The sequence below is a fragment of the Alteromonas sp. MmMcT2-5 genome, assembly GCF_022348315.1.
GTDB classification, from domain to species: Bacteria; Pseudomonadota; Gammaproteobacteria; order Enterobacterales; family Alteromonadaceae; genus Alteromonas; species Alteromonas macleodii.
The window spans coordinates 16,214-41,381 of record NZ_JAKRFB010000019.1 but is presented as its reverse complement, the minus strand read 5'-3'; the positions used below and the strand labels follow the sequence as shown (position 1 = coordinate 41,381).

General features: G+C 45.9%; 24 protein-coding genes. 11 read left to right on the top strand and 13 right to left on the bottom strand.

The window, feature by feature from the left end; translation table 11 throughout:
- Nucleotides 1–53: 53 nt before the first annotated feature.
- On the bottom strand, nucleotides 54–743 hold the full coding sequence (pdsR, locus tag MHN09_RS10050; RefSeq protein WP_014951008.1) for a proteobacterial dedicated sortase system response regulator: 690 nt from the start codon (nucleotides 741–743) through the stop codon (nucleotides 54–56).
- Nucleotides 744–1,484: 741 nt separating this feature from the next.
- Here pdsR and MHN09_RS10045 point away from each other — a divergent pair.
- From MHN09_RS10045 to MHN09_RS10035, 3 genes are read left to right on the top strand one after another with little or no spacing between them, the layout of a single operon-like run.
- Nucleotides 1,485–2,417 (top strand): ABC transporter ATP-binding protein, encoded by a 933-nt coding sequence (locus MHN09_RS10045; protein WP_039226809.1) that lies wholly within the window; start codon nucleotides 1,485–1,487, stop codon nucleotides 2,415–2,417.
- A gap of 26 nt (nucleotides 2,418–2,443) precedes the next feature.
- Nucleotides 2,444–3,259 carry an ABC transporter permease gene (locus MHN09_RS10040; protein WP_014951006.1) on the top strand — a complete coding sequence of 272 codons (816 nt, stop codon included), beginning with the start codon at nucleotides 2,444–2,446 and terminating at the stop codon, nucleotides 3,257–3,259.
- A complete protein-coding gene (locus MHN09_RS10035; protein WP_202941329.1) occupies nucleotides 3,259–3,927 on the top strand; it encodes an SAM-dependent methyltransferase in 669 nt (222 codons plus the stop codon). Before MHN09_RS10040 ends, MHN09_RS10035 begins: the two co-directional genes overlap by 1 nt.
- A 95-nt stretch (nucleotides 3,928–4,022) precedes the next feature.
- On the opposite strand, the gene MHN09_RS10030 is transcribed toward MHN09_RS10035, so the two are convergent.
- Nucleotides 4,023–4,754 carry an EAL domain-containing protein gene (locus MHN09_RS10030; protein ID WP_014951004.1) on the bottom strand — a complete coding sequence of 244 codons (732 nt, stop codon included), beginning with the start codon at nucleotides 4,752–4,754 and terminating at the stop codon, nucleotides 4,023–4,025.
- Between the two features lie 563 nt (nucleotides 4,755–5,317).
- On the opposite strand from MHN09_RS10030, the gene panP reads away from it, so the two are divergent.
- Entirely contained in the window at nucleotides 5,318–6,952 is a 1,635-nt protein-coding gene (gene panP / locus MHN09_RS10025) for a pyridoxal-dependent aspartate 1-decarboxylase PanP (RefSeq protein ID WP_014977595.1), read from the top strand.
- A 112-nt stretch (nucleotides 6,953–7,064) separates the two neighbouring features.
- Here panP and panC read toward each other — a convergent pair whose 3' ends face one another.
- From panC to sfsA, 7 genes are all read right to left on the bottom strand, one after another.
- Nucleotides 7,065–7,916 carry a pantoate--beta-alanine ligase gene (panC, locus tag MHN09_RS10020; RefSeq protein ID WP_049588997.1) on the bottom strand — a complete coding sequence of 284 codons (852 nt, stop codon included), beginning with the start codon at nucleotides 7,914–7,916 and terminating at the stop codon, nucleotides 7,065–7,067.
- An 11-nt stretch (nucleotides 7,917–7,927) separates the two neighbouring features.
- A complete protein-coding gene (gene panB / locus MHN09_RS10015; RefSeq protein ID WP_014977593.1) occupies nucleotides 7,928–8,722 on the bottom strand; it encodes a 3-methyl-2-oxobutanoate hydroxymethyltransferase in 795 nt (264 codons plus the stop codon).
- Nucleotides 8,723–8,779: 57 nt separating this feature from the next.
- Complete coding sequence (gene folK / locus MHN09_RS10010) at nucleotides 8,780–9,277, bottom strand: 2-amino-4-hydroxy-6-hydroxymethyldihydropteridine diphosphokinase (RefSeq protein WP_014951000.1); 498 nt, start codon at nucleotides 9,275–9,277, stop codon at nucleotides 8,780–8,782.
- Complete coding sequence (gene pcnB, locus MHN09_RS10005) at nucleotides 9,270–10,589, bottom strand: polynucleotide adenylyltransferase PcnB (RefSeq protein ID WP_239240498.1); 1,320 nt, start codon at nucleotides 10,587–10,589, stop codon at nucleotides 9,270–9,272. Before pcnB ends, folK begins: the two co-directional genes overlap by 8 nt.
- Before the next feature lie 98 nt (nucleotides 10,590–10,687).
- Nucleotides 10,688–11,611, bottom strand: a complete 924-nt coding sequence (gene gluQRS, locus MHN09_RS10000; protein WP_061486689.1) for a tRNA glutamyl-Q(34) synthetase GluQRS — start codon at nucleotides 11,609–11,611, stop codon at nucleotides 10,688–10,690.
- Nucleotides 11,612–11,684: 73 nt separating this feature from the next.
- A complete protein-coding gene (gene dksA / locus MHN09_RS09995; RefSeq protein ID WP_014950997.1) occupies nucleotides 11,685–12,134 on the bottom strand; it encodes an RNA polymerase-binding protein DksA in 450 nt (149 codons plus the stop codon).
- Between the two features lie 241 nt (nucleotides 12,135–12,375).
- Nucleotides 12,376–13,092 carry a DNA/RNA nuclease SfsA gene (sfsA, locus tag MHN09_RS09990; RefSeq protein WP_239240496.1) on the bottom strand — a complete coding sequence of 239 codons (717 nt, stop codon included), beginning with the start codon at nucleotides 13,090–13,092 and terminating at the stop codon, nucleotides 12,376–12,378.
- Between the two features lie 224 nt (nucleotides 13,093–13,316).
- Between sfsA and pepB the strand changes: the two genes are divergently transcribed.
- Nucleotides 13,317–14,600, top strand: coding sequence for an aminopeptidase PepB (gene pepB, locus MHN09_RS09985; protein WP_061486687.1), 1,284 nt, complete (start codon nucleotides 13,317–13,319; stop codon nucleotides 14,598–14,600).
- Nucleotides 14,601–14,779: 179 nt separating this feature from the next.
- Here pepB and MHN09_RS09980 read toward each other — a convergent pair whose 3' ends face one another.
- Nucleotides 14,780–14,962, bottom strand: a complete 183-nt coding sequence (locus MHN09_RS09980) for a hypothetical protein (RefSeq protein ID WP_014950994.1) — start codon at nucleotides 14,960–14,962, stop codon at nucleotides 14,780–14,782.
- 437 nt (nucleotides 14,963–15,399) lie between these two features.
- Here MHN09_RS09980 and MHN09_RS09975 point away from each other — a divergent pair, with 437 nt between their 5' ends.
- Together MHN09_RS09975 and MHN09_RS09970 are read left to right on the top strand one after the other, a co-directional pair.
- Nucleotides 15,400–16,002, top strand: coding sequence for a YhgN family NAAT transporter (locus MHN09_RS09975; RefSeq protein WP_014977587.1), 603 nt, complete (start codon nucleotides 15,400–15,402; stop codon nucleotides 16,000–16,002).
- Nucleotides 16,003–16,581, top strand: a complete 579-nt coding sequence (locus MHN09_RS09970) for a YjaG family protein (RefSeq protein WP_014977586.1) — start codon at nucleotides 16,003–16,005, stop codon at nucleotides 16,579–16,581.
- Nucleotides 16,582–16,714: 133 nt separating this feature from the next.
- Here the strand turns inward: MHN09_RS09970 and rsmD are convergent, their stop codons facing one another.
- Nucleotides 16,715–17,398: a 16S rRNA (guanine(966)-N(2))-methyltransferase RsmD gene (gene rsmD / locus MHN09_RS09965; protein WP_039226844.1), complete on the bottom strand. Its 684-nt coding sequence runs from the start codon at nucleotides 17,396–17,398 to the stop codon at nucleotides 16,715–16,717.
- 66 nt (nucleotides 17,399–17,464) lie between these two features.
- Between rsmD and ftsY the strand changes: the two genes are divergently transcribed.
- Genes ftsY through ftsX form a run of 3 tightly spaced genes read left to right on the top strand, consistent with a single transcriptional unit; the run spans nucleotide 17,465 to nucleotide 20,903 of the window.
- Complete coding sequence (gene ftsY, locus MHN09_RS09960; RefSeq protein WP_239240493.1) at nucleotides 17,465–19,186, top strand: signal recognition particle-docking protein FtsY; 1,722 nt, start codon at nucleotides 17,465–17,467, stop codon at nucleotides 19,184–19,186.
- A 26-nt stretch (nucleotides 19,187–19,212) separates the two neighbouring features.
- Complete coding sequence (ftsE, locus tag MHN09_RS09955; RefSeq protein ID WP_049589056.1) at nucleotides 19,213–19,926, top strand: cell division ATP-binding protein FtsE; 714 nt, start codon at nucleotides 19,213–19,215, stop codon at nucleotides 19,924–19,926.
- Nucleotides 19,923–20,903: a permease-like cell division protein FtsX gene (ftsX, locus tag MHN09_RS09950; protein ID WP_168533193.1), complete on the top strand. Its 981-nt coding sequence runs from the start codon at nucleotides 19,923–19,925 to the stop codon at nucleotides 20,901–20,903. The genes ftsE and ftsX overlap by 4 nt, the downstream gene beginning before the upstream one ends.
- 97 nt (nucleotides 20,904–21,000) lie before the next feature.
- Here the strand turns inward: ftsX and MHN09_RS09945 are convergent, their stop codons facing one another.
- Both MHN09_RS09945 and MHN09_RS09940 read right to left on the bottom strand, forming a co-directional pair.
- On the bottom strand, nucleotides 21,001–22,236 hold the full coding sequence (locus MHN09_RS09945; RefSeq protein ID WP_239240490.1) for an EAL domain-containing protein: 1,236 nt from the start codon (nucleotides 22,234–22,236) through the stop codon (nucleotides 21,001–21,003).
- Between the two features lie 196 nt (nucleotides 22,237–22,432).
- Nucleotides 22,433–23,659, bottom strand: a complete 1,227-nt coding sequence (locus tag MHN09_RS09940) for an EAL domain-containing protein (protein WP_061096012.1) — start codon at nucleotides 23,657–23,659, stop codon at nucleotides 22,433–22,435.
- A 604-nt stretch (nucleotides 23,660–24,263) separates the two neighbouring features.
- Here MHN09_RS09940 and rpoH point away from each other — a divergent pair.
- Nucleotides 24,264–25,118: an RNA polymerase sigma factor RpoH gene (gene rpoH, locus MHN09_RS09935; protein WP_014950987.1), complete on the top strand. Its 855-nt coding sequence runs from the start codon at nucleotides 24,264–24,266 to the stop codon at nucleotides 25,116–25,118.
- Nucleotides 25,119–25,168: the final 50 nt, after the last annotated feature.

The window sequence follows — 25,168 nt, the reverse complement described above, 5'->3', positions numbered from 1 at the left end:
TCGGTTGCCCTTATCTTTTAATCAGACGAAACGCAGTTTTAGTCGAAAGCCCGCTACAGCTGCCAGCGATATCCCATGCCGTACACGGTGTCGATATGATCGAAGTTTGGGTCAAGCTGCACAAACTTTTTACGCATACGTTTGATATGCGAAGTAATGGTGGTGTCGTCTACCACCATTCTGGACTCATCCATGAGCTGTTGGCGGCTTTTAACATGACCTGGGCGCTTAATGAGCGCATGCAGCATCCAAAACTCTGTTACCGTCAACAAAACGGGCTGGTTCTGCCAGCTTACCGTCATTCTCGACACGTCTACTTTTAAGTCGCCCACTTTTAGCTCATCTTTTTGTTCTGTGGGGGCAGCAAGTAAGTCTGTACGCCTGAACAAGGCTGCAATGCGTGCTAGCAGATGAGCCATGCTAATATCTTTAGTCAGGTAGTCGTCCGCGCCCATTCTAAGGCCGCTGATAGTATCTACGTCGTTATCTCGTGCAGTAAAAAAGATGATAGGTAGGGTTTGTGATAGGCCTCGCAGTTGCTGACACAGCATAAAGCCCCCCTCAATTTCATCTTTCAAACCAATATCGATAATGGCTAAGTCGGGTAAGGTGTGGTTAAACGCTTCAGCAGCAGAAGGCCTGTCCTCATAGGCATTCACGCTATAGCCCTGCGCTTTAAGCGCCATAATGTAATTTTCGCGAATGGCCGCGTCATCTTCCACTAATGCAATTGTCTTTGGCATACATTAACCCGCAAATATAATTCTGATAGAGCGCACACTATACCTATGAATGACAGCTATTGCCTAAGTTCGGCATAAAATCCTCAAACCTGCCTCATTTACGCCATATTTGAGGGGCTTATCGTGAACTTTATCTTTGGCGGCAGCCCCACACAACGTCCCGAAGCGCGGATTAATAAAACGCTTGGCGTGCAGCTTCACGTGCTAAATCTATAGGAAAGCTAAATCACCACCACATTTCCACAATTACGCGCTTTTTTTGCCATGAATAACGGGTTTAATAGTATTTGTCCGTCGAGTTTAGTGCATTGCTTTTTTTAAGTGCCAAGCAAGATAGACGGATTGCACTGTAGAAGCCTCTTCAAAGACTAGGAGAGGGGAAACAGTGCCGTGGAAGCGGTAAGGCTGAACTTCTACGTAAAAGTCTTAATTATCTATTCAGACTGGTATTAAGCTACCCTTTGCGCTGCGTACTACCCCAACGGTACGCGGCGCTTTTTTATTGGGGTTGAAAAAAGGCGTTTTCGCTCTCATTTAGAAGACGAAAGCTTAAACTGTTTAAAGCAACCACTAAACGCGAGTGTATTCATTTAATAGCATGAACTAGGTTACACTTCGTTGGTTGTAAGTTGTTAGCGACAGATAACTGCATCTCACTAAAGTTAATTAGGGCGTGCTGACCTTTGGTTTGCATCAAAGGTCAATACGTCTTAGTGATCACACTCTCACTACGGGCAAATCATGAAAGCGTTGGACATTAAAGGGTTAACCAAAACCTACAAAGGTGGCGTACAGGCACTAAAAGGCGTCGACCTTACAGTACAAGAAGGAGACTTCTTTGCATTACTTGGCCCAAATGGGGCGGGTAAATCTACCACTATTGGTATTATCAGTTCACTTGTAAACCAAACCAATGGCAGTGTGTCGGTGTTTGGTTATGACCTCACAACGCAAAAAGAGCAAGCCAAAGCCTGTATTGGTCTGGTGCCACAAGAGTTCAATTTCAACCAATTTGAAACTGTACTGCAAATTGTATTGAATCAGGCAGGTTACTACGGTGTGCCGCGCAGTATTGCGAAAGAGCGTGCTAAAAAATACCTTGCTCAGCTTGACCTGTGGGAAAAACGTGATGCCCGCGCGCGTGAGCTATCGGGCGGTATGAAGCGAAGACTGATGATTGCTCGAGCACTCATGCATGAGCCGAAATTGCTTATTTTAGATGAGCCTACCGCGGGCGTAGATATTGAAATTCGTCGCTCTATGTGGGGCTTCTTGGAAGAGATTAACCGTCAGGGGATTACCATCATCCTCACTACTCACTATCTTGAAGAAGCAGAAATGCTGTGTCGCAATATCGCCATTATTAACAAGGGCACCATTGTCGAGAACACCAGCATGAAAGCTTTATTGTCTAAATTAAGCCTAGAAACCTTCGTATTGGATATCAAAATACCTGAGGGCATGACGACGACAGACGACCTACTAACAGGCTTTGAACACCGTTTGATTGACGACCATACCCTTGAAGTTGATGTTGAGAAAACGGAAGGATTGAACCCGGTTTTCACCCAGCTAAGTGAAAAGGGTATTCAAGTGATGAGCATGCGCAATAAATCAAATCGCCTTGAAGAGCTATTTGTGCGTTTAGTTGAATCAGCGAAGCAAGCTGGCTAAACCCACAGCAGGTAAAGGTGAAAAACATGAAAACTGAAAGTACACAAATGAACACAGAAGAAAACGTGGGTTGGTTTAAGCAAAACTATGTGGCGCTAACCACTATTTGGATAAAAGAATGTACGCGCTTTTTGCGCATTTGGGTACAAACCCTTGTGCCGCCAGCTATTACAATGAGTTTGTACTTCGTGATATTCGGTAGCCTCATCGGTAACCGTATCGGCGAAATGGGCGGCTTTACTTACATGGAGTTTATTGTGCCCGGCCTTATTATGATGTCGGTGATCACAAACTCCTACGCCAACGTGTCCTCTTCATTTTTTAGTGCTAAATTTCAGCGCAATATTGAAGAGCTGTTGGTGTCACCAGTACCCACTTCGGTCATCATTCTTGGGTATGTGGGCGGCGGCGTGGCCCGCGCCATACTTATAGGTATTATCGTTACCTTAGTGTCGCTGTTTTTCGTTGATGTTCAAATACACAATTTGGGCATTATTGCGCTCACGTTGTTACTCACTTCTACCTTGTTTGCGACTGCGGGTTTAATTAATGCGGTATTTGCGAAGACCTTTGATGATATTAGCGTGGTTCCAACGTTTGTATTAACACCGTTAACTTACTTAGGTGGTGTGTTTTATTCACTTACCCTATTGCCTGAATTCTGGCAGTGGGTGAGTAAGGCGAACCCTGTTGTGTATATGGTCAACGGGTTTCGTTATGGGTTCTTAGGGGTCTCTGACGTAAATGTAACCTTGTCGCTTGCCTTGTTAGTGGGCTTTAATGCACTGCTATTTGGTGTGGCGTACTACCTACTTAAAACGGGTAAAGGTATTCGTAGCTAATGGCCAGCGGTAATTCTAGAGAAATCACAACATCGCAGGTAGGTATTCACGATAAGTTAGACGACTTAGTGAAAAAGTACCAAGCGAGTGAAAATAAGCGACCGATTAGCGACCATACACAAGCCGCGTTTGATGATGTCAGCGCGTGGCTTGATGGCTTTAGCGGCGAGATCATTTTAGATTCATGCTGCGGCGTTGGCGAAAGTACGGCGAATATTGCAAGAGCAAACCCCGATGCGCGTGTTATCGGTATCGATAAGTCGGCGCTGCGGGTGGATAAACATGAATATTACAGTGCACAGCAAGATAACTATCGGGTCATTCGTGCCGATGTGAACGACTTTTGGCGCTTAGTAAAGCAGTCTAATTGGAACGTGACTCAGCACTTTCTGCTGTATCCCAATCCGTACCCCAAAAAGACCCAAGTTCAAAAGCGCTGGCACGGTAGTGCGGCCATGGTGGACCTGATGGCGATCACTCCAAATATTGAAGTGCGTAGCAACTGGCTTATTTATCTAATGGAATTTGCGCAAGCGGCTAAACATTACGGCATGGTATCTGATTTATCTGAAGTTACTGGCGATGATCACATGACGCCGTTTGAGCGAAAGTACCGAGGGAGCGGTCAATCGTGCTGGCAGCTTAACTGCCGTAGCGAAGAAGGCTGAGTCTGCTATAGCAGCAAGAAATACTGAAAGCTGTAAAAGTGGGGTGAGATGAAAAGCTCGCCCCGTTTGTTATTCAAATTTGTATAATTCGCTTGTTAATGGCGCGCAGTGGCACTTCGCACATTCGCCATGGGCGGACTAAACACATATCCCTGTGCATAACGAATGGGCAGGCGTTTTACGCGTTCTAGATGCGCCTCATCTTCTACGTGCTCGGCAATAGTGCTTACTCCATGGCGTTCACATAGCGACAGCAGATAGTCTACATATTCCCTCACTGCCTCTTGTTCGTCATAGTGTTTAATTAGCCCGCCAGCGAGCTTAATCCCCCGAACCGGCAAGTTCATAAGCGCTCGTATGTTACCTGGGCATGATCCAACGTTGTCGATGAAAACGCCCAGCCCCACATGCATGCTTTTTTCGATAAATGCGGTAAGGCTTTTCGGATTGGATAGGGCAGTAGAAGCACTCACTTCTATACTTACACGCTCCGGCGTGGGATAGCTTGCTAAATGGGTGATGAGGGTATTAGTAAGCTCTACATTGTGAAGGTCATTGGCAGTTATATTGATGTTCCAAGGGATATTAACGTCGTGAAAATAGCTGGCACATTGCACAAACATGCTCGCTGCAAGCGTATTTACGTGTTGTTCGCGCTCTATAAGGTAGAGAAATTCGCTAGGTAAAAAAGTCTTATCACCTCGGGTTATCAAGCGTGCCAGGCACTCGTAGCGCCATACTCCTTGGCTTTGTAAGTCAACGATGGGTTGAAAATAAGGCACGATATCATCGATAGAGAAATCCTCGGAAATTTCACGAATGGGCATAAACAGACCCCCTTGCTTTGAAGCAGTACTTTATCGCAGCGATGAATGCTTGAATGTGAGTTCAATGGCTACTTAGGCTCGCAATTAGAAGATGGAAAACCAATACGAGAGACTCGTGTTGGTACTATTCATAAATTAAATATAGTAGAGACTGATAAAATTTGCGGTACAAAATTCGGGGGAATTCGTTTAAATACGTGTGCAGAGTTAACCGCTTCATAAGTTTTTTGCATGTAATAAAACGTTAATAGTCGCTTAAATGCCGTGCGCTAACCCTTGGCGAGCATTGCAATCTGATGTAAAGTGCGACACCCTGAAAGTATTGTGATAAGTTTTCAGGTTTGGCAACGAATGGACCGCGTCAACGCGCATTAGCCCAGCCGATGTACCGTTAAGGGATATGTTGGATAAATAGCTGCACCAGTCGCAAAGTAATTGTGTCGAATGCTATTTGGCTAAAAGGAAAAGTAAGTGTCAGGCCGGTGTCCTACAAAACCGCCTGTTGATTTCGCCCAATAAATGTAAGCGAAATGTGTGATTGTTTTAAGTATGAGGTGTGTTGAGTGGGTGAAGCGCAAGTTAGTTTAGAGCACCTGTTTAGGGTCTTTACCAAGCCTGAACACAAAGACTCAAAGCTGGCTCAAATAGAGCAGCATTTATCTGACAATATCTTAGATTTTTTGTCGCAGCACGTAGTGACAAAAAAGACGTCGTTAGAAGAAATTGAAAAAGACTTTTCAGACTCCAAGGTGCCTGAGTCACCCGAGTTTGTGTCTACTCATGCTGAAAGCTTGTTAGATAAGCTTGTTGCGCATTCAGTCAATACTTACTCGCCTACCTTTATTGGTCACATGACCTCAGCGTTGCCCTATTTTCACCTGCCGCTTTCTAAGTTAATGGTCGGGCTTAACCAGAACTTGGTTAAAATAGAAACATCTAAAGCTTTCACGCCGCTAGAACGTCAAGTATTGGGTATGATGCACAACCTTGTGTACGATCAGCCTCAAAGCTTTTACGACAACCATCTACACAGTGCGGCCCATTCTTTGGGGGCATTTTGCTCTGGCGGAACCATTGCCAATATCACCGCCTTATGGGTGGCACGCAACAAATTACTTGGCCCACAAAAAGGGTTTTCAGGCGTGGCTAAAGCAGGTCTTGCCGCTGCCTATCGTCACTACGATATTAACAATTTAGGCGTGATGTGCAGTAAACGTGGGCATTACTCGCTGTCAAAGGCTGTGGATGTATTGGGGCTAGGTCGTGAACAATTATTAACTGTGCCCGCGCCAAAACAAACCCTAGACCCAGCAAAAGCCCTTCGCATTGGTAAACGTTATCAAGAGGAAGGCAATAAACTTCTGGCAATTGTTGGGGTAGGCGGCACCACTGAAACGGGGCATGTAGACCCGCTAGACGAGCTTGCTGACGTAGCCAAAGAGTTAGGCTGCTGGTTCCATGTAGACGCAGCCTGGGGCGGCGCTACGCTATTCTCGGCGCGCTATCGCGACAGATTAAAGGGAATAGAGCGCGCAGACTCAGTGACTATTGATGCGCATAAGCAAATGTACGTGCCAATGGGCGCAGGAATGGCGCTTTTCAAAGACCCACAAAATGCCAATGCGGTAAGACATCACGCCCAATATATTTTGCGTGCAGGCTCTAAAGACTTAGGGGCTACCACGCTGGAAGGCTCCCGAAACGGTATGGCCATGATGGTGTACTCGGCGCTGCATATATTCGGTCGCAAAGGGTACGAGCTACTAATTGATCGCAGCATTGATAAAGCCAAAGACTTTGCGCAGATGATTGATAAAGCCCAAGACTTTGAATTGACGACTACACCTATTCTATCACTGTTGACCTATCGCGTTTGTCCCGCTGAAGTGCAGGAAAAGCTGAAGCATGTGAATGCTAAAACCCGCAACGCTATTAATGAGAAGGTTGACGCCCTTGTTGTTGCGGTACAAAAGCAGCAGCGTGAAGCAGGTAAGTCTTTTGTGTCTCGTACTCGCCTGGAAGCGCCGGATTACCCTTCCCAGTGTATTACCGTGTTTCGCGTAGTGTTAGCGAATCCGCTTACTAGCCATAACGACTTGGCCGCAATTTTGGCTGAGCAACACTTAATTGCGAAAGAGACTCAGGCTTGGAAAGAGCTAATGGATTTCGTTCGCGAAACAGAAACCGTTGCGTCTTAAAGACTTCAGCAGCAACAAATAAAAAAACGCCCGATACAGGCTCTGTTTAGGAGTCATGCATCGGGCGTTTTCTTTTGTAGTTCGAGACTATCCGCGAGGATTGGTATTACGCTTAATCTCGCGTAATTTGCATATTATCAATTAAGCGTGTCTTGCCCATAAACATAGCAACAAGCAGAACTAATTCTTTGTCGCTATCGTTAGCTGGTTCAAAGGTGGCGGCGTTAACTACCTGACAGTAGTCTTTCTTAAAGCCTTTTGCTTCAAGGTTACTGACCATGGCATTTTCAAGCTGAACAAAGTCGGTGTTACCACTTTCTATGCCCGCTTTTAAGCGCTGCATTTCTGCAAAAATAGCACTCGCCGTCGCTTTTTCAGTGTCTGTCAGGTAGCCATTTCTAGAGCTCATTGCTAGGCCTGACGTTTCGCGCTCTGTAGGCACCCCGTGAACCTTCACTGCCATTGATAAATCGCGAGCTAACGCGCGAATAACTTGTAGCTGCTGGAAGTCTTTTTCACCAAAAAACGCATCGTCTGGCTGTACCATGTTGAAAAGCTTGGTCACCACGGTAGCGACGCCGCGAAAATGGCCAGGGCGACTGGCGCCACAGTGCGAGTCTGAAATACCGGGCACTTCAACGAACGTCTGCGCATCCAGACCTGCCGGATACATTTCCGCTACGCTAGGTAAAAACACGGCGTCTGCACCCACAGAAATAAGCTTAGCTTTATCTTCTTCGATAGTGCGTGGATACGCGTCTAAATCTTCGTTCGCACCAAATTGCATGGGGTTAACAAAAATGCTAACCACCACTTTGTCGTTGTGCGCTTTCGCTTTTTTAACTAGTTTGAGATGACCATCGTGCAGGTTGCCCATAGTGGGTACAAAACCTACGGTTTCACCATTACGTCGCCATGCGTTCACCGTGCTGCGTAATGCTGAAATACTATCAACCACCTTCATAATTTACCTCGTTACTCGAAGCTGTGTTCAGCCGATGGGAACGCACCGCTTTGCACATCTTCAATATATTTTGATACGGCTTTGCGCATATCGCCGGTTTCTACAAGGTAGTTCTTTGAGAACTTCGGCATATAGTTTGCGCTGATGCCAAACATGTCGTGCATCACCAGAATTTGACCGTCGGTATCTTTGCCTGCGCCTATACCGATTACCGGTATGGTTAGGGCTTCGCTAACCGCTTTGCCTAGCGATGAAGGCACGCACTCAAGCACTAATAACTGAATACCGGCTTCTTCCAACGCTTTCGCTTCGCTAAGCAGTTTTTCAGCCTGGCTCGCTTCGCGGCCTTGTACTTTAAAACCACCGAATACGTGCACTGACTGAGGCGTTAAGCCTAAATGGCCACACACAGGGACGCCGCGCAGGTTTAAGCCTTTGATGGTGTCGCACAACCAGCTTCCACCTTCCATCTTAACCATACTTGCACCTGCAGCCATAAGCTTTGCTGCATTGGCGTAGGTTTGCTCAGGAGTGGCGTAAGACATAAACGGCATATCGGCTAATACGAAGGCGCGTTCAGTGCCGCGACGCACACTTTTCGTGTGGTAGGCAATGTCATCGATGGTTACCGGTAGGGTGTCGTCTTCACCTTGAAGGACCATGCCTAAAGAGTCGCCGATAAGAAGGGCGTCAACGCCTTGTTCGTCGAACATTTTGGCGAAGCTGGCGTCGTAAGCGGTTAAAGAGGTGATCTTTTCCCCGGCCTGCTTTTTCTTAAGCAAGCCCGATACAGTTACTTTCTTCATGACATGTCTCAGATTGATATTGTTGGTATCGTGTGGCGAACTATACGGATTTTGCCGCTAATTGGAAGAGCGCAGGCGACGAAGTCCATCCAGCGAGCAGTTAGCGACCCATGCCGAGATGGGTTTGCCATCGTGCATAACCATATTGGGCGCAATTTCAAACAGCGGCACCATAACGAACTCGCGTTCTGCCATGCCGTAATGAGGAATGATTAAGTCTGCGGTGTCGATAGTTTCGCTGCCGTACAACAAAATATCCAAATCCAACGTGCGTGGTCCCCAGCGCTCACCTTTGCGCTCACGGCCTTCTTCCAGCTCAATGCGTTGCAGCTGCTTCAATAAGCCGTGGGGCTTTAACGAGGTCTCAATTAAGCACACCGCGTTAATATAGTCAGGTTGGTCTTGCGGCCCCATCGGTTTACTGGAATAAAGTGAAGAGGTTTTAAGTACGCGGGTGTCTTCTATTTGACCTATCGCATCAAACGCGCGCTGGGCTTTTCCCTGGCTATCGCCGAGGTTGCTACCTACACCAATGTACACGTGCTCTTTATGCATCAGGACCTCGCTTCGCTGGTTTACGCTTGCGCTTACGCGGGGCACCTTTTGCGCCGCCTTCGCTTTTGCGAAGGGCGTTAAGCATGCCTTTCTGCTTACCGTTGTCAGCGTGCTGGAAGTGCGTCCACCACTGAGCTAGCTCTAATAGATCGCCACCTTCAATTTGGCCTCGGGCAAGCAAAAAGTCATAGCCTGCTCTAAATTTAGGGTGCGTAAGCAATTGGAAAGCGCGACGGCCAAAGCGCTTAGGTAGGCGTTGCTGTAAAATCCAGATGTCCCGAACCACGGTAGAGAAGCGTTTAGGGATCATAATACGTTGTGTTTGACGTGAGATAACCTCGCCTGACGCAATATTAAATGCATCGTGAGCATTTAAGCCAGACTCGCTTTGTAAGCGTTGTGACTCTTCCTCAACTGGATACCAGAGTAGTGCGGCGTAAAGGAACGCTGGCGTAACTCGCTGGTCGCTATTAATACGCTCGTCGGTATTGGCAAGTACGCGACGTACAAACTGCATTTCACGGCTGTTTTCATCTTTCAAAAACGGCGTTAGCTGAGGGAACAAAGGCTCGATTAAGCCGTATTCGTGCAGCATTAAGAAAGTTTCTTCTCCCTTACCCGATAAAAACAGTTTAAGGGTTTCTTCAAACAAGCGCGCAGGTGGAATGTTCTGTAAAAGGTTGGCCAGAGATTTAATCGGTGCAGCAGTTTTTGCTTCAATGCGCATGCCAAGCTTAACGGCAAAGCGCACCGCACGTAACATGCGTACCGGATCTTCACGGTAGCGTGTTTCCGGGTCGCCAATAAGCTCAACTTCTCGTTTTTCTATGGCGGCTAAGCCATTAGCAAAGTCTTTTACCGTAAAGTCTGCCACGCTGTAATACATGGCGTTAAAGGTAAAGTCACGGCGTTCAGCATCTTCTTCAATGGTGCCGAATACGTTATCGCGTACTAATTGACCGTGAGCGTCGCGCTTTGCGACAGCCTTGCCCTTGGGAAGGTTTTCGTCTTCGTCTGACTCTTGGTGGTGCCCGCGGAACGTGGCTACTTCAATGATTTCACGGCCAAACACAATATGGGCCAAACGAAAGCGCCTGCCGATAAGGCGGCAGTTTCTGAACAAGCCTTTAATTTGTTCAGGTGTGGCGTTCGTCACCACGTCGAAATCTTTTGGTTCGTGACCCATCAAAATGTCGCGTACACAGCCTCCTACCAAATAGGATTCGAAGCCAGCTCCATTAAGGCGATACATTACTTTCAATGCATTTGCGCTTACGTCTTCGCGAGATATACCGTGTTCTCCACGGGTCATAGTCCTTGGCTTTAAAGCGTTAGGAGACGAACTCTCTTTTGAAAAAGCGCGCTTAACAGATTTAAAAACACGATGAATGATGATGGTATCTCCGCAGACTATAAAGGTTCGCTATAATAAGTGGATTCATGCTGTGGAACAATAATTTCGGGTGTTTTCACTACTTTTTTCCTATTCCACATTGAAATAGCCGTCTTAAGCGCCGAATCAATATCACCAAATTCTGACGCATTTGGAAAGGAAAAGCCTAAAAAGTGCATCACACGCACGAGATTATCTAAAGCTGATTCGTTTTTAACTGGCGCTGCACGGTTTTGTTTACTTAGTTTTCTGCCTGGTGCCACGGCAGCGACCGGCACGTGACCGTATTCAGGAGTAGAATAGCCCAGCGTGTGATATACGGCGCGCTGTAAAGGCGTGACATCAATTAAATCACACCCTCTAATGACATGGTTAACTTGCTGAAATACGTCATCTAAAATCACGACAAGGTTATACGAAAATAAGCCGTCTCGACGTTTCAGCACTACGTCTTCGGCTATTAAATCAGAGCTTGAATTAGAGGGCATAACTTTGCCCATAAGCACGTCATCAAAGGCTTCAAGTTGAGTATCTACTTTTAAACGAACTGCACAATCCTGTGTGTTGGAGTGCACTGGCTCAGTTCGACAGTGGCCGTTATAAACACCGCCCATGGCTTTAATTTGCTTACGTGTGCAGGTACAAAAATAGGCTTTTTGTTGTGTAAGTAAGTCATCGAGAACCGCTTGATAACGGGCATGTTGTTGGCTTTGATAGATGACGTCGCCGTCCCAATACAGGCCGTGGGCTTCTAGGGTAGTGAGTATGTCTTTATCTACACCTTTAATACAGCGCGGCTCGTCTATATCTTCCATACGTAGCAGCCATTTTCCGTTATGGCTTTTGGCATCTAGGTAGCTGGCAACAGCGGTAACTAACGAACCGAAGTGAAGTTGGCCGGATGGAGAGGGAGCAAAGCGCCCTACATAGTGGTTATGCATAATAAAGGCTTAACAAAAAGCCCCATCTTTTCGGGATGAGGCTTTCTATATCAACGTAATCGAGGCTAGTAACTTAACCTTGAAGTTGTTTTTCTTTAATTTCAGCCATGGTCTTACAGTCGATACATAAATCTGCTGTAGGACGAGCTTCTAAGCGACGAATACCAATTTCGATACCACACTGGTCACAGAAGCCGAAATCGTCTTCTTCAATTCGCTTAAGCGTTTTTTCAATTTTCTTTATTAGCTTACGCTCACGGTCACGTGTACGTAACTCAAGGCTGAACTCTTCTTCTTGAGCTGCACGGTCTACAGGATCAGGGAAGTTTGCTGCTTCATCCTTCATGTGCGTTACTGTACGGTCAACTTCTTCACGAAGTTGGTTGCGCCATGCTTTAAGCAATAGACGGAAGTGTTCCATTTGGGGCTCGCCCATGTACTCTTCGTCAGCTTTTGGCTCGTACGGCTGTAAACCTGCCAGCGCTAATAGTCCTAGGGATTTTGTTTCTTTTCCTGTTGGCATCTGCCACATCTCCTACACTACGACATCCATCTTGTCCTGATTGGACCGATATCTATATCAGACTCGACAACTTCAGGCAATCAATCGTGTCTATGTAATTATTATGCTGGTGTATTGCTTTCATAAATTAGCCAGGTGTTTTTTCATTTAGCCCGCTGGCTACCAGCAAACGCATTAGTGCGTTCTCCCACTAAAACAAGGCGCAAATATGAAGGCGAAATGAAAAAAATCAACCTATTTTTTATAAAATCAAAGGGAGTGTTTGATTTAATAGGATTTTTTGTTCGTCTATTATACAGCTTGCCGCCAAAACCGTTACGCCAGCGTTTGCGGCAATCTTTACGCTTTCTGTATAAGTTGGATCAATATGCTCGGCCACTTGTACACTTTCGATGGCGGTGTGTTGTACGCAGAATAATAGATTGGTTTTTATACCACTGTCAGATAAACGAGCAAGTTCTAAACAGTGCTTCGCGCCGCGTTGCGTGACTGCGTCGGGGAAGAACCCTTTGTTTTCATCTGCTAAGGTGACGGATTTAACTTCCATATACTCAGTAACACTCTGATGTTCGGCATTTTTTCGAGTTAATGCAAAGTCGAACCGGCTATTGGCGGTAGGAGGTGTTACTTCTGCTTTCCAATCTGTGATGTCTGAAAATTCGCTTAGCACCTTGTTATCTAGCGCTTCCGCCACCAGTTTATTAGCATTGTGCGTATTAATGCCGATGAAGTGACCATCAAATGTTTGGGCTAGCTCCCATGTATACTTGAGTTTTCGATTTGGGTTGGTGGACTCACTTAAAAAGACAGTGTATCCAGGAACAGCGCAGCCAGTCATAGCGCCAGTATTTGGGCAATGTGCAGTTACAATAGTGCCGTCGTCTAACTCAACATCGGCAAGAAATCGCTTGTACCTTTTTATAAGGGTGCCGCGTAATAAGGAAGGTGAAAACTTCATGTGTCGCCTTTTTTAGAATGTAGGTGAAAACACGTTAGTGTGTTTCGCTAATTGATATGTGTGCTTTTGAACGAGCACGTATAGCGTATGCGCTTAGCGAACAAAGCGTATGTGGTTAGCGAACAACAAGCGCAGTAAACAAGGCGCCAAAGAGTAACAAACATTTGTGCAAGCGCAAAAAGCGCTTTGCGATAATATAACGATGTAATAAGGAATAAAACGCGATGGCAGAATTTACCGTTAGCCTTTCTAGAAACAGTGCTGAAGCAGTGTGGGGCGAGAGTGCTAAGCTTTCTTTCACTGAATCAGGTGCAGTTATTCACCTGCCTGACGACAAGCTTAATGAGCGTTTAATTCAGCAAGCGGCAAGAAAACTAGATGGCTTAAGCCTGCCAGCAGTTACGCTAAGCGGTGATTGGCACAAAGAGCAGCAGTGGGCTTTTGCACTTAGCTTCACGCGTGCGCGCAAACCAGCGTTAATAAAATGGGCCGAAACGGCTGACAAAGAAGCGCTAGAGCAAGAATATGCGGCGTTACTATTTACCCGTCAGCTGGTAAACGAAACACCTGAAGATCTAAGCCCTGAAACCTTAGCAACCCGAGCAGCACAGTGGCTTAAGTCACTGGGTGGTGACAAGGTCACTTACTCAATGACGGTAGGTGAAGATCTTAAAGAGCAGGGCTGGATTGGCATTTATAATGTGGGCCGCGGTAGTGAACGTCCGCCTGCAATGCTGGTACTTGATTACAACCCAACAGGTAATACGGATGCGCCGGTTGATGCCGTGCTAGTTGGAAAAGGCATCACGTTCGACAGCGGTGGCTACAGCATTAAATCAAGCGAAGGCATGTTAGATATGAAATGTGACATGGGCGGCGCAGCGACGGTAACAGGGGCATTAGGGCTATCTATTTCTCAAGGCAGTGAAAAGCGTATTCAGCTTATTTTGTGCTGTGCAGAAAACCTTATTAGCGGTCACGCTTATAAGTTGGGTGATGTGCTTACCTATAAAAATGGGGTAACCGTTGAAGTGGTTAATACCGATGCTGAAGGACGTTTAGTGTTGGCTGATGGCCTTATGGCGGCAACAGAAACGGGCGCACCGCTGATTATTGATGCAGCAACACTAACCGGTGCTGCAGTGGTTGCACTGGGTTCTGATTACCATGGCGTATTCTCGTTAGATGATAATGCCCGCGAACAAATGCTTAAAGCAGCAAAGGCAGAAAACGAACGTTTTTGGCCGCTACCACTTGAAGATTTCCACGCAGAGCGCTGTCCATCGGCGTTCGCAGATACAGCAAACAGTCGCCCGATGAAAGGTGGCGGTGGTGGCGGTGCATCAAACGCTGCGGGCTTCTTATCACGCTTTGTTAAGCCAGAAGGCTGGGTACATTTGGATTTAGCCGCTGCTTACCATGGCGGGGCAACATCTGAAATGCCGGTAGGGGCAACAGCGAAAGGTATTCGCTCAATTGCGAGAATGCTGAAAGACTTCAGTGCATAAATAAAATAGCGTTCGACGCCCTAACGGCTGTCGAACGCTGCTCTATTTTTAAACGTCGCACGTTGTGCCACGTGGATGTGTAGAGGCAAAGCGAATAGCGTTACTTGAACTAACGTCGCTTCGCGCAAAAAAATAAAAAGGGCGTGACTTTGCAAAAAATCACGCCCTTTTTCTGTAAATTAGATCCCGCCTAAACGCTCAGCTAGCGTTTTATAGCGTTCAACGTCGCCACTGTCGAAAAGTGGGTTACCGTCGGTGTCTTTATCTTTCGAAACCAAAAGGCTTTCACGCTCAAGGCGCTCTACGCGCACTTCTTGTACGCCAAGAAAAGCAGCCACTTCTTTAACAGTCATCAAACTCATTGCAATATTTCCTATTTTTGGTTGTTCTTATTGAGGATTAACAGGTTCCAACGCCGAACAATGCGCAGAACAAAACGTTAAACAAAATGATGTTACTCACTATTACATCAAAAGCTCTGGAGATAAGACATTATCCAAAAGGTGTAGAAAAAGCCAATTGGGCTGTTTGAATTCTGACCGTGAATAAGGCGAAAACACCGCTTAGAAATGACAAACACTTCTCCCTACGCTTTAGTAAAGCGCACTTTCGTTATTTTTCGAGTATTTTTTGTAGGCTCTAGATAAATGAAAAACAATCATGCCTTAAAAGGTGTTTTTAACTAAGTCAGCTTGGTTTACCATTGCGCGCCTAAAACGACCATCTGTAAGAACTTTGAGTTATACTCAATGGTTTACGCGCAAACGGGCTTAGCCTCACAACCGGAGACAGTAAAAAAATGGATACTTGGTCTGCTGCCATCATGCTCTTTTTGATCATGGATCCCTTAGGTAACCTCCCTGTGTTCATGTCGGTACTCAAATCGATAGAACCAAAGCGTCGTCAAGTCATCCTAATTCGAGAATTATTATTTGCTCTTGGCATCCTGTTTCTCTTTTTGTTCAGTGGCCAATCGGTTCTCAATTTTCTGAACGTGGAACAAGAGACAGTAAGTATCGCTGGGGGAATTATTCTGTTCCTTATTGCGCTTAAAATGATTTTTCCATCATCTGGCAACCCCAGTGGATTAGCTGTAGGTGAAGAACCTTTTCTAGTACCTCTAGCTATTCCTATGATAGCGGGCCCTTCAACGCTGGCTGCGCTTATTCTTCTTGCCAACCAAGCGCCAGACAGAATGGCTGACTGGTCGATTGCGCTTGCGGCTTCATGGTCGATAAGCGCAGTGATCTTACTATTTTCAAATGTGTTCCATAAAATTCTGGGGGAGCGCGGTCTAGTTGCGATGGAGCGATTAATGGGTATGATCCTAGTTATGATTGCTATCCAAATGTTGCTGGATGGCGTTACCCAATATTTCATGCATGCCACTGGAGCCCTTTAAATGGCAAAGCAAAAACTTAATACCTTTGGGCGCGTTCGCGCCTTGGAAGGCTGGAAAGCCGTTGCATTCGGTGCTGCATTACTTGAGCGTATGCTACCCAACTACACGCTTTTCTGTGAATTAACGGAAAGTGGTGATGCAAGCGCATTGCGCAACTGTTTGAATTTGGTGTGGGAAACGTTGAAATCACCCAAGAGCAAATTCAACATTGCGGTACAGCTTGAGAAAGTTGAAGTGGCTACACCTGATACCAGTGAGCATGACAACTATGGCGTTTATCCAGCAATTGATGCAGCTATTGGTCTAGCTGGTTTGCTAAATTTGATGGCAGGCGACGATCCGCAAGGCGCAGTGGTCATCAGCAAGTTATCGCAAGGCAGCGTAGAAGCCTATTTGCTAGAAAGCGAAGAAGCCGATGACGAGACTGTAAAAGGGCATCCGCTGATGGAGTTTGAAGTTGAGGTACAAAACGAATTGCTTGATTATGTAGAGCAAGCCAAATACCCAGCGAAAGCGGCAGACGAAATGAAGGCACTTGCCTTGGAAGCTGGAATCTCCAATATTGGTCTTGAGCTTTAATGACAATGCAACTTGATCTTGCTTAGGTAAAACGAGCAACAGATCCTTAGCTCTTATGCTCAATAAAAGCCGTGTACTTAGTTAAAGGTCACGGCTTATCTCTCCTCAATTGAGGCACTTCAATCGTTATCAATCAACATATCTCAATTAACATATAGCGCAGCGCGCTAGTTTGTTTGTCTTTAATAATTTGCCAATGGGCGGGGAGAGCGGGCGTTGTTAGCGCACTTTCGTGCTCTAAATACACCACGCTACCACTATGAACAAGTTTGTTATCTTCTAGCGCAGCCAGCGTAGGTGCTACCAATGATTTCGCAAAAGGCGGATCGACAAAAACAATATCGTAAGGCGCTTGGCTGATGCCTTTTAAAATACCTAGTGCGTCCCCTTGATGAACGGTTGCTGACGCCAGTTCATTTGCTTTTAATAAGGTAAGATTACTTTTAAGCTGGCTTGCTGCCTGTTTATCCAGCTCTATAAAATCACAATGTGCTGCATAGCGAGACAGAGCTTCTAAACCTAGTCCACCAGAACCCGCAAATACATCCAAGCAGCGTGCATCGTTTATGTACGGCATTAACCAGTTAAACAAGGTTTCTTTGTTTCTGTCTGTAGTTGGCCTTAACCCTTCTGCATTTAGTACGGGTAACTTTCTACCACGCCATTGGCCACCGATAATGCGTATTTGCCCAGGACTATTTGTGCTTTGGGTTTTCCCTGATTTTTTCCCTTTTTGGGATGAATAAGGTTTTTTTGCAGAAGATGGTGCCCGAGTAGGGCGAGAAACTCGCTTCATAGTGGCTGACAATGGTATCATGCGTTCATACATTAGGCGGCAAGTGTAGCCGAAATTGCTAAGAATTTATAAGGATTTGTCCTAACGATGTCGAAACTTTTTGGCTGGTTCAGTAAGAACAAAAAAGCAGATAAACAAAAAGCCCAAGCGGAAGAAGAAGCTCGCTTACAGGCAGAAGCTGAAGCGCAGGCGAAAGCTAAAGCGGAAGAAGAGGCCCGCGCAAAGGCGGAGGCTGAAGCGCAGGCGAAGGCGCAAGCGGAAGAAGACGCCCGCTTAAAGGCAGAGGCTGAAGCACAGGCGAAGGCGCAAGCGGAAGAAGAGGCCCGCGCAAAGGCGGAGGCTGAAGCGCAGGCGAAGGCGCAAGCGGAAGAAGAAGCCCGCGCTAAGGCAGAGGCTGAAGCACAGGCGAAGGCGCAAGCGGAAGAAGAGGCCCGCGCTAAGGCAGAGGCTGAAGCAAAGGCGAAGGCACAAGCGGAAGAAGAAGCGCGTGCAAAGGCAGAAGCTGAAGCACAGGCGAAAGCCCAAGCGGAAGAAGAAGCCCGCGCAAAGGCAGAGGCTGAAGCACAGGCGAAGGCGCAAGCGGAAGAAGAGGCTCGCGCTAAGGCAGAAGCTGAAGCGCAGGCGAAGGCTAAAGCGGAAGAAGAGGCCCGCGCAAAGGCAGAGGCTGAAGCGCAGGCGAAGGCGCAGGCGGAAGAAGAAGCGCGCGCAAAGGCTGAAGCGCAGGCGAGGGCGCAAGCGGAAGAAGAAGCGCGTGCAAAGGCAGAGGCTGAAGCACAGGCGAAGGCGCAAGCGGAAGAAGAGGCTCGCGCTAAAGCAGAAGCACAGGCTAAAGCCAAAGCCGAAGAAAAGCCTAAAGAGAAAAAGTCGTTATTTGCACGTTTAAAAGAAAGCCTATCTCGTACAAAAGAAAACCTAGGCAGTGGTATTGTTAGCCTGTTTAAAGGCAAAACCATCGATGACGAGCTGTACGAAGATCTTGAAACACAACTGTTAGTTGCTGACGTGGGCATGGATACTACGCAAAAAATCATCGATCACCTAACCGATAGTGCTTCTCGAAAAGATTTAAAAGATGCCGAAGCCTTGCTGGAGATCATGAAGCAGCAAATGTCTGGCATGTTGTCTCAAGTGAATCAGCCTCTGTCAGAAGTGATGCAGGCCCATGATTCCAGTGAAGGTCCGTTCGTTATCTTAATGGTTGGCGTAAATGGCGTAGGTAAAACCACGACTATTGGTAAGCTGGCTAAGCAGTTCCAGCAAGAAGGTAAGAAAGTGATGCTTGCTGCGGGTGATACCTTCAGAGCGGCGGCGGTTGAACAGCTTCAAGTATGGGGCGAACGCAACGATATTCCTGTAATAGCACAGCACACCGGCGCTGACAGTGCGTCTGTACTTTACGATGCACTAGAAGCAGCGAAGTCGCGCGGCACAGATATCCTTATTGCCGACACGGCAGGGCGCTTGCAAAATAAGAACAACTTGATGGAAGAGCTTAAGAAAGTGGTTCGCGTAATGAAGAAAATTAATCCGAATGCGCCTCATGAAGTTATGCTTACATTGGATGCAGGTACAGGGCAAAACGCCATTAGCCAAGCCAAGTTGTTTAATGAAGCCGTGGGCTTAACAGGCATCACGCTTACCAAGTTAGACGGTACAGCGAAAGGCGGCGTTATATTCTCTATTGCCGATAAGTTTAAAATTCCTATAAGGTATATAGGTGTTGGCGAAAGTATTGATGATTTACGCCAGTTTGATGGACAAGAATTTATTGATGCGTTGTTTAGCGAAATGGACACACCTGAAAGCTAAAACCAGCAAAGCGGTAGGGAAAAATAATGATAAAGTTTGAGCAGGTAAGCAAAACCTATCCGGGCGGACAACGTGCGCTAAGCAAGGTGAATTTTCATATTGCGCCGGGTGAAATGGCCTTTTTAACAGGGCATTCTGGCGCAGGAAAAAGCACGCTACTTAAACTTATCAGCCTAATGGAGCGCCCAACAGTAGGGCGCGTTCTTATTAATGGCCACGATCTTAACGCTATTACCCGTCGAGATATTGCCTATATACGCCGCGATATCGGCATGATCTTCCAAAGTCACCAGCTGCTGATGGACAAGTCGGTTTTTGACAACGTGGCGTTACCGCTAGTCATTGAGGGTTACACCCACAAAGAAATTCGCAAGCGCGTAGAAGCTGCGCTTGAAATGGTAGGGCTAAGAGATAAAGCGCGTTGCCTGCCTATTACGTTGTCTGGTGGTGAGCAGCAGCGAGTGGGGATCGCGCGAGCAGTAGTAAATAAACCCCCGTTACTGCTGGCAGACGAACCGACCGGTAACCTCGACCCCAAGCTTTCCATGGAAATCATTCGCCTTTTTGAAGACTTCAATCAAGCGGGCGTGTCAGTACTTATTGCAACCCATGATTTAGGGCTGATTGCTCGCATGCGTTATCGCACGTTGACCCTCAAAAATGGTCAAATGATCACCGATGGCCTTACTGACGACCTTGATGGCACAAGTTCAGCCAGCAGTGAAGGAGACTGGTCATGAGCATTTTGTTTAAAGGGCGTGCAAAAGGGGCGTCTTCTGCCAGAGTAGGCTTTGTCCAATCTATTGTGATGTTCTTTGTCAGCCATGTACGCCAAGCGCTGGCGAGTCTTGGAGAGCTGTGGCGTCAGCCGCTGGCATCTTTAATGACTATTGGGGTGCTAGGCCTGAGTATTACGCTACCTAGTACGCTTTATATCATGGTGAAAAATACTGAGAAAATTACAGCAGGCTGGGATCAGGCGTCAGAAATATCTCTGTTTTTAAAGCCAGATATCAACGCGGCAAGTTCGCAACAGCTGGTGGCACGATTAAACAGCTGGTCTGAAATAGACAGCGTTGTTTATATTCCAGCGGATGATGCGCTTAAAGAATTTCAGCACTTGTCAGGGTTGGGCGATGCCATCGCCTATCTAGAGAAAAACCCACTGCCTGATGTAGTGCTAGTAACGCCAAACGAAAAACACGCGTCGCCGACGGCAGCGAAAGCACTGCTAGATAAACTGCGACAGCAGCGTGAAGTTGATATAGGTAAACTGGATATCGAATGGTTAGAGCGTTTATATGCCGTTATCGATATTGCCAGAGACTTGGTTACGCTAATAGGATTACTACTTTTCATCGCCGTTGTACTAATTATTGGTAACACCATTCGTCTGAATATTTTGAACAAGTATGACGAAATCGTAGTGATGAAGCTGGTTGGCGCAACCGATGCGTTTATCCATCGCCCGTTTTTATATACAGGCTTCTGGTATGGCCTATTGGGCGGACTAATGGCGTGGTTTGCCGTTATTATCATACTATGGTGGATGGATAGCAGCATCACTACGTTTGCCGCTATGTATCAGAAGGATTTCAACATTACCGGATTAACCGGTTCTGCATTGCTGACTATGCTGGGACTATCGGTGCTGCTCGGTTTACTGGGCTCACTTATCTCTGTGCAGCGTCATGTAAGGGAAATAGAGCCCAAGTAGTCGTAGACGTGAGTATACTTACACGCCTACAGTGCGAAATATATAAGTCACTGTATGACGTTATTGGCGGTAAGTAGGCGTGTTCTTAGTTTTGTACTTAAGCTATCGCACGGGGATAGTGTGAGGAGATAGCGCTGCGCACTCCATTGCCCCAAATGATGGCTTGGTTATACAGCATATGCAGCTGCTTCTGGTCAATATTAAGCACTTTAGCTTGTTTTATGACATTCATCCAAAGGGCGCTTTCAAAGGCGCGAACCAAAGTCATATAGCTGTTCATTTCTAAGTTCTTGCCAAGTAGTGCATCGTTAACCTCATCGGAAAGCGGCAGCTGCTTTACAATGTCTGTCATAGACTGATCAAGTAACCCTTCAAGAAGCGAAAATAAACCAACCAAAAAGGAGATGGGCGGATTATTTCTAAGACCTCTACGCTCAGCAAGTAAGTCGAAAAACTTAGCGCGAACTAAAGACATATGAATGATTTCAAGGGGCTTTTCATCGCCTAAGTTCGTTAAACTTAACAAAGCGATGAATTTCTTAATCTCTACTTCACCCATGTAATTAAGCGCGTGCTTTAGTGATGTAATTTTGTAACGCTTATTAATAGTGGGGTTATTGATAAACTTCAGCAATAAGAAGCTTAAGGTGGCGTCTCGCTCTATAATTTGGCTGATACGGTCTATGTCAAAGTCGCTGCTAGAGCTTTCGCCCATCAAATCAACAATGTTCATTTTAGACGCTGGAAGCTGTCGTAGAATACGTGCTTCCGGTTGCGAGAAAAAATAACCCTGGAAGAAGTCGAAACCCAAATCTACGCACGTTGAAAAATTATCTTGTGTATCAACCTGTTCCGCCACTAATTGCACGTTCGCATCGTGATAGCGCGGAATGTGCTTTTCAATGGTTTCAAAGCGGGTTTTTGTCACATCGACTTTCACAATATCGATAAGAGGAAATATGTCGTGTTTTGAACCCACCATCATAGGGTCATCGATAGCTAGCTTAAAGCCAAGTTGCTTTATGTGCTGGCATGCTTCGAATAGGCCGCTGGTGTTGTCGGTTGGTTCAGCCAGTTCAACCACTACCGACTCAGGGTTCAGCGATGTAGGAAAGCGGGAAATAATTGTATCTGACGAGAACGTGATAAAAGACGTTTTTTCGCCGCTGATATCATCAAGCCCAAGTGGATGGAAGTGCTCAGAAATATACTTAGCTTTCTCTTCGTTATGTTCCGGATAAGCACCAGACTTGCCATCTCTGAACAGAAGCTCATAGGCGAAAACACTTTTGCTTTTATCTAAAATAGGCTGGCGAGCTATAAACGCGAACATAATCTATTCCTGATACAACACGGTTAAGGTTATTTTTATTGTTATATTTAGAGGCTTAGCTAGCGCTACGTCACACGCTAAGGTTAGGTGTTCTTTAATGTGTCATCCAAAAGAACTGACCCTAGTCTATGATATGTAAGCGCAATCTAACAACTATTCAACGATTAATTTCACATCAACTGGCGTAATCGTAGGCTTAGTTGTCGTTCAAAGCGGCCTTATGAATGTATTTAGCCCACTTTATCGCTTCGTTGTAATAACTATGCAGAAGACTCTGTTTAACACCATACTTTGTTGCGAATTGCTGAATGCCCGTCCATTTAGCTCTTTCAAAGAATTGTGACAGTGTCAGACAGTTGCGAAGCATACCAGGGCTACCGCACAGGGCATCTTTAACGTCGTCACTAATTGGAACCTTGCTGACCAAATCGTCAATTCGCTGTTCCATCATGGCATCAAGCAAAGAAAGCAGGCCAGTAAGAAAACCTTTTAACGGGTCATCGGCATCTTTAAGCTGGGTGTAGACCAGTTCACAGAACTTAGCGCGAACAAGCGCCATTTGCATTAGCTCAGTAGGTTGACCATCGCTTAGGTTTGCAAGAGCCAGCAATGATATGAACTTCTTCACTTCTACTTCGCCCATAAAGGTTAACGCGTGTTTAAGTGAAGTTATTTTATATCGCTTGTTGACCAGAGGATTGTTGATAAACCGCAGCAGCAAGTAGGTAAGCGAGGGATCTCGTTCAATGATTTTGTTTACTTCATCGAAATTAAGCTTTGCCTGGCTACTTAGCGTAAGTAACTCCATCATGGTTAGGCTGCTGGGCCCTAACTTTCTGTGCCTTACGATTTCGGGTTTAGCTAGAAAGTATCCTTGGAAATAGTCGAAACCCATATCTTTGAATTTATTGAATTCTTCATAGGTCTCAATTTTTTCTGCAACCAACTGTATTTTGTTCGATTTGAAGCGTTCGACAAGGGCGGGAATTTTGTCGTGGGGGATCTCTGTAATGTCAATTTTGACTATGCTGGTAAATGGAATGAATGCTTCCCACTTCCCTTTCATGTCGTAGTCGTCAAGAGCAATAGGATAGCCAAGACCTCGAATATGTTTGCAAGCGGCTACCAGCGCATCATCAACGTCAACGGTTTCTACAATCTCAATGACCACTTTGCTTGCATCCAGAGAGGTCGGAAAACGAAACATAAGTGTGTCGCGGTGAAAGTTAATGAAGGCTTTCTTATCTCCGGTTATCTCTTCAATACCTAAGCTTAAATGGGTAGAGGTAAGAATTTTCGAGGTAGCCTCGTCAGGAGGTATATCGGGAAAGCAGTTATCTTCTCCAACACGAAAAAGTAGTTCGTAGGCGTAAACTTCTCTGTTTACATTAAATATTGGCTGTCTAGCGACGTAAGCAAACATCAAGATCCTCTTTGCTTCACTTGCCTTACTCCTTTCCTTAAGTATTTCCCCTCCAGTCTCTTATAATTGTTGTCTGGAAAATGCTGTACAGCGGTTGTAGTGCAAAATCGATTAATTCAATCTATTATTTTCAGTTTCCAGCCAGAAAAGCAAGGTATAAGATGACATATACAAGGTTTACATACTGTATTGACGCGTAGGCACCTCGCTGACTTATCTTAGAGATAGTGGAAATCTTATGTTTCGGGTAACTAGCGTGTAATTAATAAGCGTTGGATTTCATACCAGTGAGATTAGCCTTCACTTTGGTATGTGTAATTAAAGTATAATGATGTAGTGGTTAAATGACCGACCCAAAGGCACGACGCCAGAAAATGCAGCGTGTCATTCGATGTGAAGTCGATAGTCTAGGCTTAGTGTTTGCGGTGAATGCTTTCGTAAATGGACCGCAAGCTTAAGAGTTGAACTTTTTTTCTTTATTTAGGTCTTGATATTGTAGAAATAGTCACTATACCTACATATCGGTTAGGCTTCATATCTTAATTAGGTCTCGCGCAGCTTCGGTTACTTTGCTAATATGAAGCGGCAATAAATGAGGTGAACAATGAGCAACAATTTGCAATCTATGGCCCTGTCAGTGCCACACAGCGGTAGCATTGAAGGCTACATCCAAGCTGTAAGCAGCATTGATATGCTTAGCGCTGAGGAAGAGCGCGAGTTGGCAGTGCGCCTTCGCGAAGACGAAGACTTACAAGCCGCTCGTAAGCTAGTAATGTCACATCTTCGTTTTGTTGTGCACATTGCAAAATCTTACTCAGGTTATGGCTTACCACAAGCCGACTTAATTCAAGAAGGTAACATCGGTCTGATGAAAGCCGTTAAGCGTTTCGACCCAACCGTGGGCGTGCGTTTGGTTTCTTTCGCGGTACATTGGATCAAAGCTGAAATTCATGAGTTTGTACTTAAAAACTGGCGAATAGTGAAAGTTGCGACAACCAAAGCGCAGCGCAAACTATTCTTTAACCTTCGTAAGGCGAAGAAGCGTCTTGGTTGGTTTACTCATGACGAAGTGCAAACGGTAGCGAACGAATTGGGCGTGAGTACAAAAGAAGTGCTTCAAATGGAAGCGCGTATGAGTTCTCAAGACCAAGCGTTCGATTTAACTGCGGACGAAGATGAAACAGGCAATTTTGCGCCAGTTCAGTATTTAGAAGACAAATCTTCAGATGTTGAAACTGACGTAATCAACAACGACTGGGATACAGCGGCGAGCAAGCGCTTGTACTCAGCGATTAAAACGCTAGACGAGCGTAGCCAAGATATCATCGAAACTCGTTGGTTAGCAGACAACAAGATTACTCTGCAAGACTTAGCTGATAAATATCAGGTTTCTGCAGAGCGTGTTCGTCAAATTGAAAAGAACGCGATGAAAAAGCTTCAAGCAGCTATGGTCGCGTAGTACACGCAGTGCATAGCTTACAAATAGCTTAACGACGAAAAAAGCGCCTT

Coding starts and splice junctions, on each gene's coding strand:
- pdsR (WP_014951008.1), bottom strand. CDS start 743: ATGCCAAAGACAATTGCATTAGTGGAAGATGACGCGGCCATTCGCGAA.
- MHN09_RS10045 (WP_039226809.1), top strand. CDS start 1,485: ATGAAAGCGTTGGACATTAAAGGGTTAACCAAAACCTACAAAGGTGGC.
- MHN09_RS10040 (WP_014951006.1), top strand. CDS start 2,444: ATGAAAACTGAAAGTACACAAATGAACACAGAAGAAAACGTGGGTTGG.
- MHN09_RS10035 (WP_202941329.1), top strand. CDS start 3,259: ATGGCCAGCGGTAATTCTAGAGAAATCACAACATCGCAGGTAGGTATT.
- MHN09_RS10030 (WP_014951004.1), bottom strand. CDS start 4,754: ATGCCCATTCGTGAAATTTCCGAGGATTTCTCTATCGATGATATCGTG.
- panC (WP_049588997.1), bottom strand. CDS start 7,916: ATGAAGGTGGTTGATAGTATTTCAGCATTACGCAGCACGGTGAACGCA.
- panB (WP_014977593.1), bottom strand. CDS start 8,722: ATGAAGAAAGTAACTGTATCGGGCTTGCTTAAGAAAAAGCAGGCCGGG.
- folK (WP_014951000.1), bottom strand. CDS start 9,277: ATGCATAAAGAGCACGTGTACATTGGTGTAGGTAGCAACCTCGGCGAT.
- pcnB (WP_239240498.1), bottom strand. CDS start 10,589: ATGACCCGTGGAGAACACGGTATATCTCGCGAAGACGTAAGCGCAAAT.
- gluQRS (WP_061486689.1), bottom strand. CDS start 11,611: ATGCATAACCACTATGTAGGGCGCTTTGCTCCCTCTCCATCCGGCCAA.
- dksA (WP_014950997.1), bottom strand. CDS start 12,134: ATGCCAACAGGAAAAGAAACAAAATCCCTAGGACTATTAGCGCTGGCA.
- sfsA (WP_239240496.1), bottom strand. CDS start 13,092: ATGAAGTTTTCACCTTCCTTATTACGCGGCACCCTTATAAAAAGGTAC.
- pepB (WP_061486687.1), top strand. CDS start 13,317: ATGGCAGAATTTACCGTTAGCCTTTCTAGAAACAGTGCTGAAGCAGTG.
- MHN09_RS09980 (WP_014950994.1), bottom strand. CDS start 14,962: ATGAGTTTGATGACTGTTAAAGAAGTGGCTGCTTTTCTTGGCGTACAA.
- MHN09_RS09975 (WP_014977587.1), top strand. CDS start 15,400: ATGGATACTTGGTCTGCTGCCATCATGCTCTTTTTGATCATGGATCCC.
- MHN09_RS09970 (WP_014977586.1), top strand. CDS start 16,003: ATGGCAAAGCAAAAACTTAATACCTTTGGGCGCGTTCGCGCCTTGGAA.
- rsmD (WP_039226844.1), bottom strand. CDS start 17,398: ATGATACCATTGTCAGCCACTATGAAGCGAGTTTCTCGCCCTACTCGG.
- ftsY (WP_239240493.1), top strand. CDS start 17,465: ATGTCGAAACTTTTTGGCTGGTTCAGTAAGAACAAAAAAGCAGATAAA.
- ftsE (WP_049589056.1), top strand. CDS start 19,213: ATGATAAAGTTTGAGCAGGTAAGCAAAACCTATCCGGGCGGACAACGT.
- ftsX (WP_168533193.1), top strand. CDS start 19,923: ATGAGCATTTTGTTTAAAGGGCGTGCAAAAGGGGCGTCTTCTGCCAGA.
- MHN09_RS09945 (WP_239240490.1), bottom strand. CDS start 22,236: ATGTTCGCGTTTATAGCTCGCCAGCCTATTTTAGATAAAAGCAAAAGT.
- MHN09_RS09940 (WP_061096012.1), bottom strand. CDS start 23,659: ATGTTTGCTTACGTCGCTAGACAGCCAATATTTAATGTAAACAGAGAA.
- rpoH (WP_014950987.1), top strand. CDS start 24,264: ATGAGCAACAATTTGCAATCTATGGCCCTGTCAGTGCCACACAGCGGT.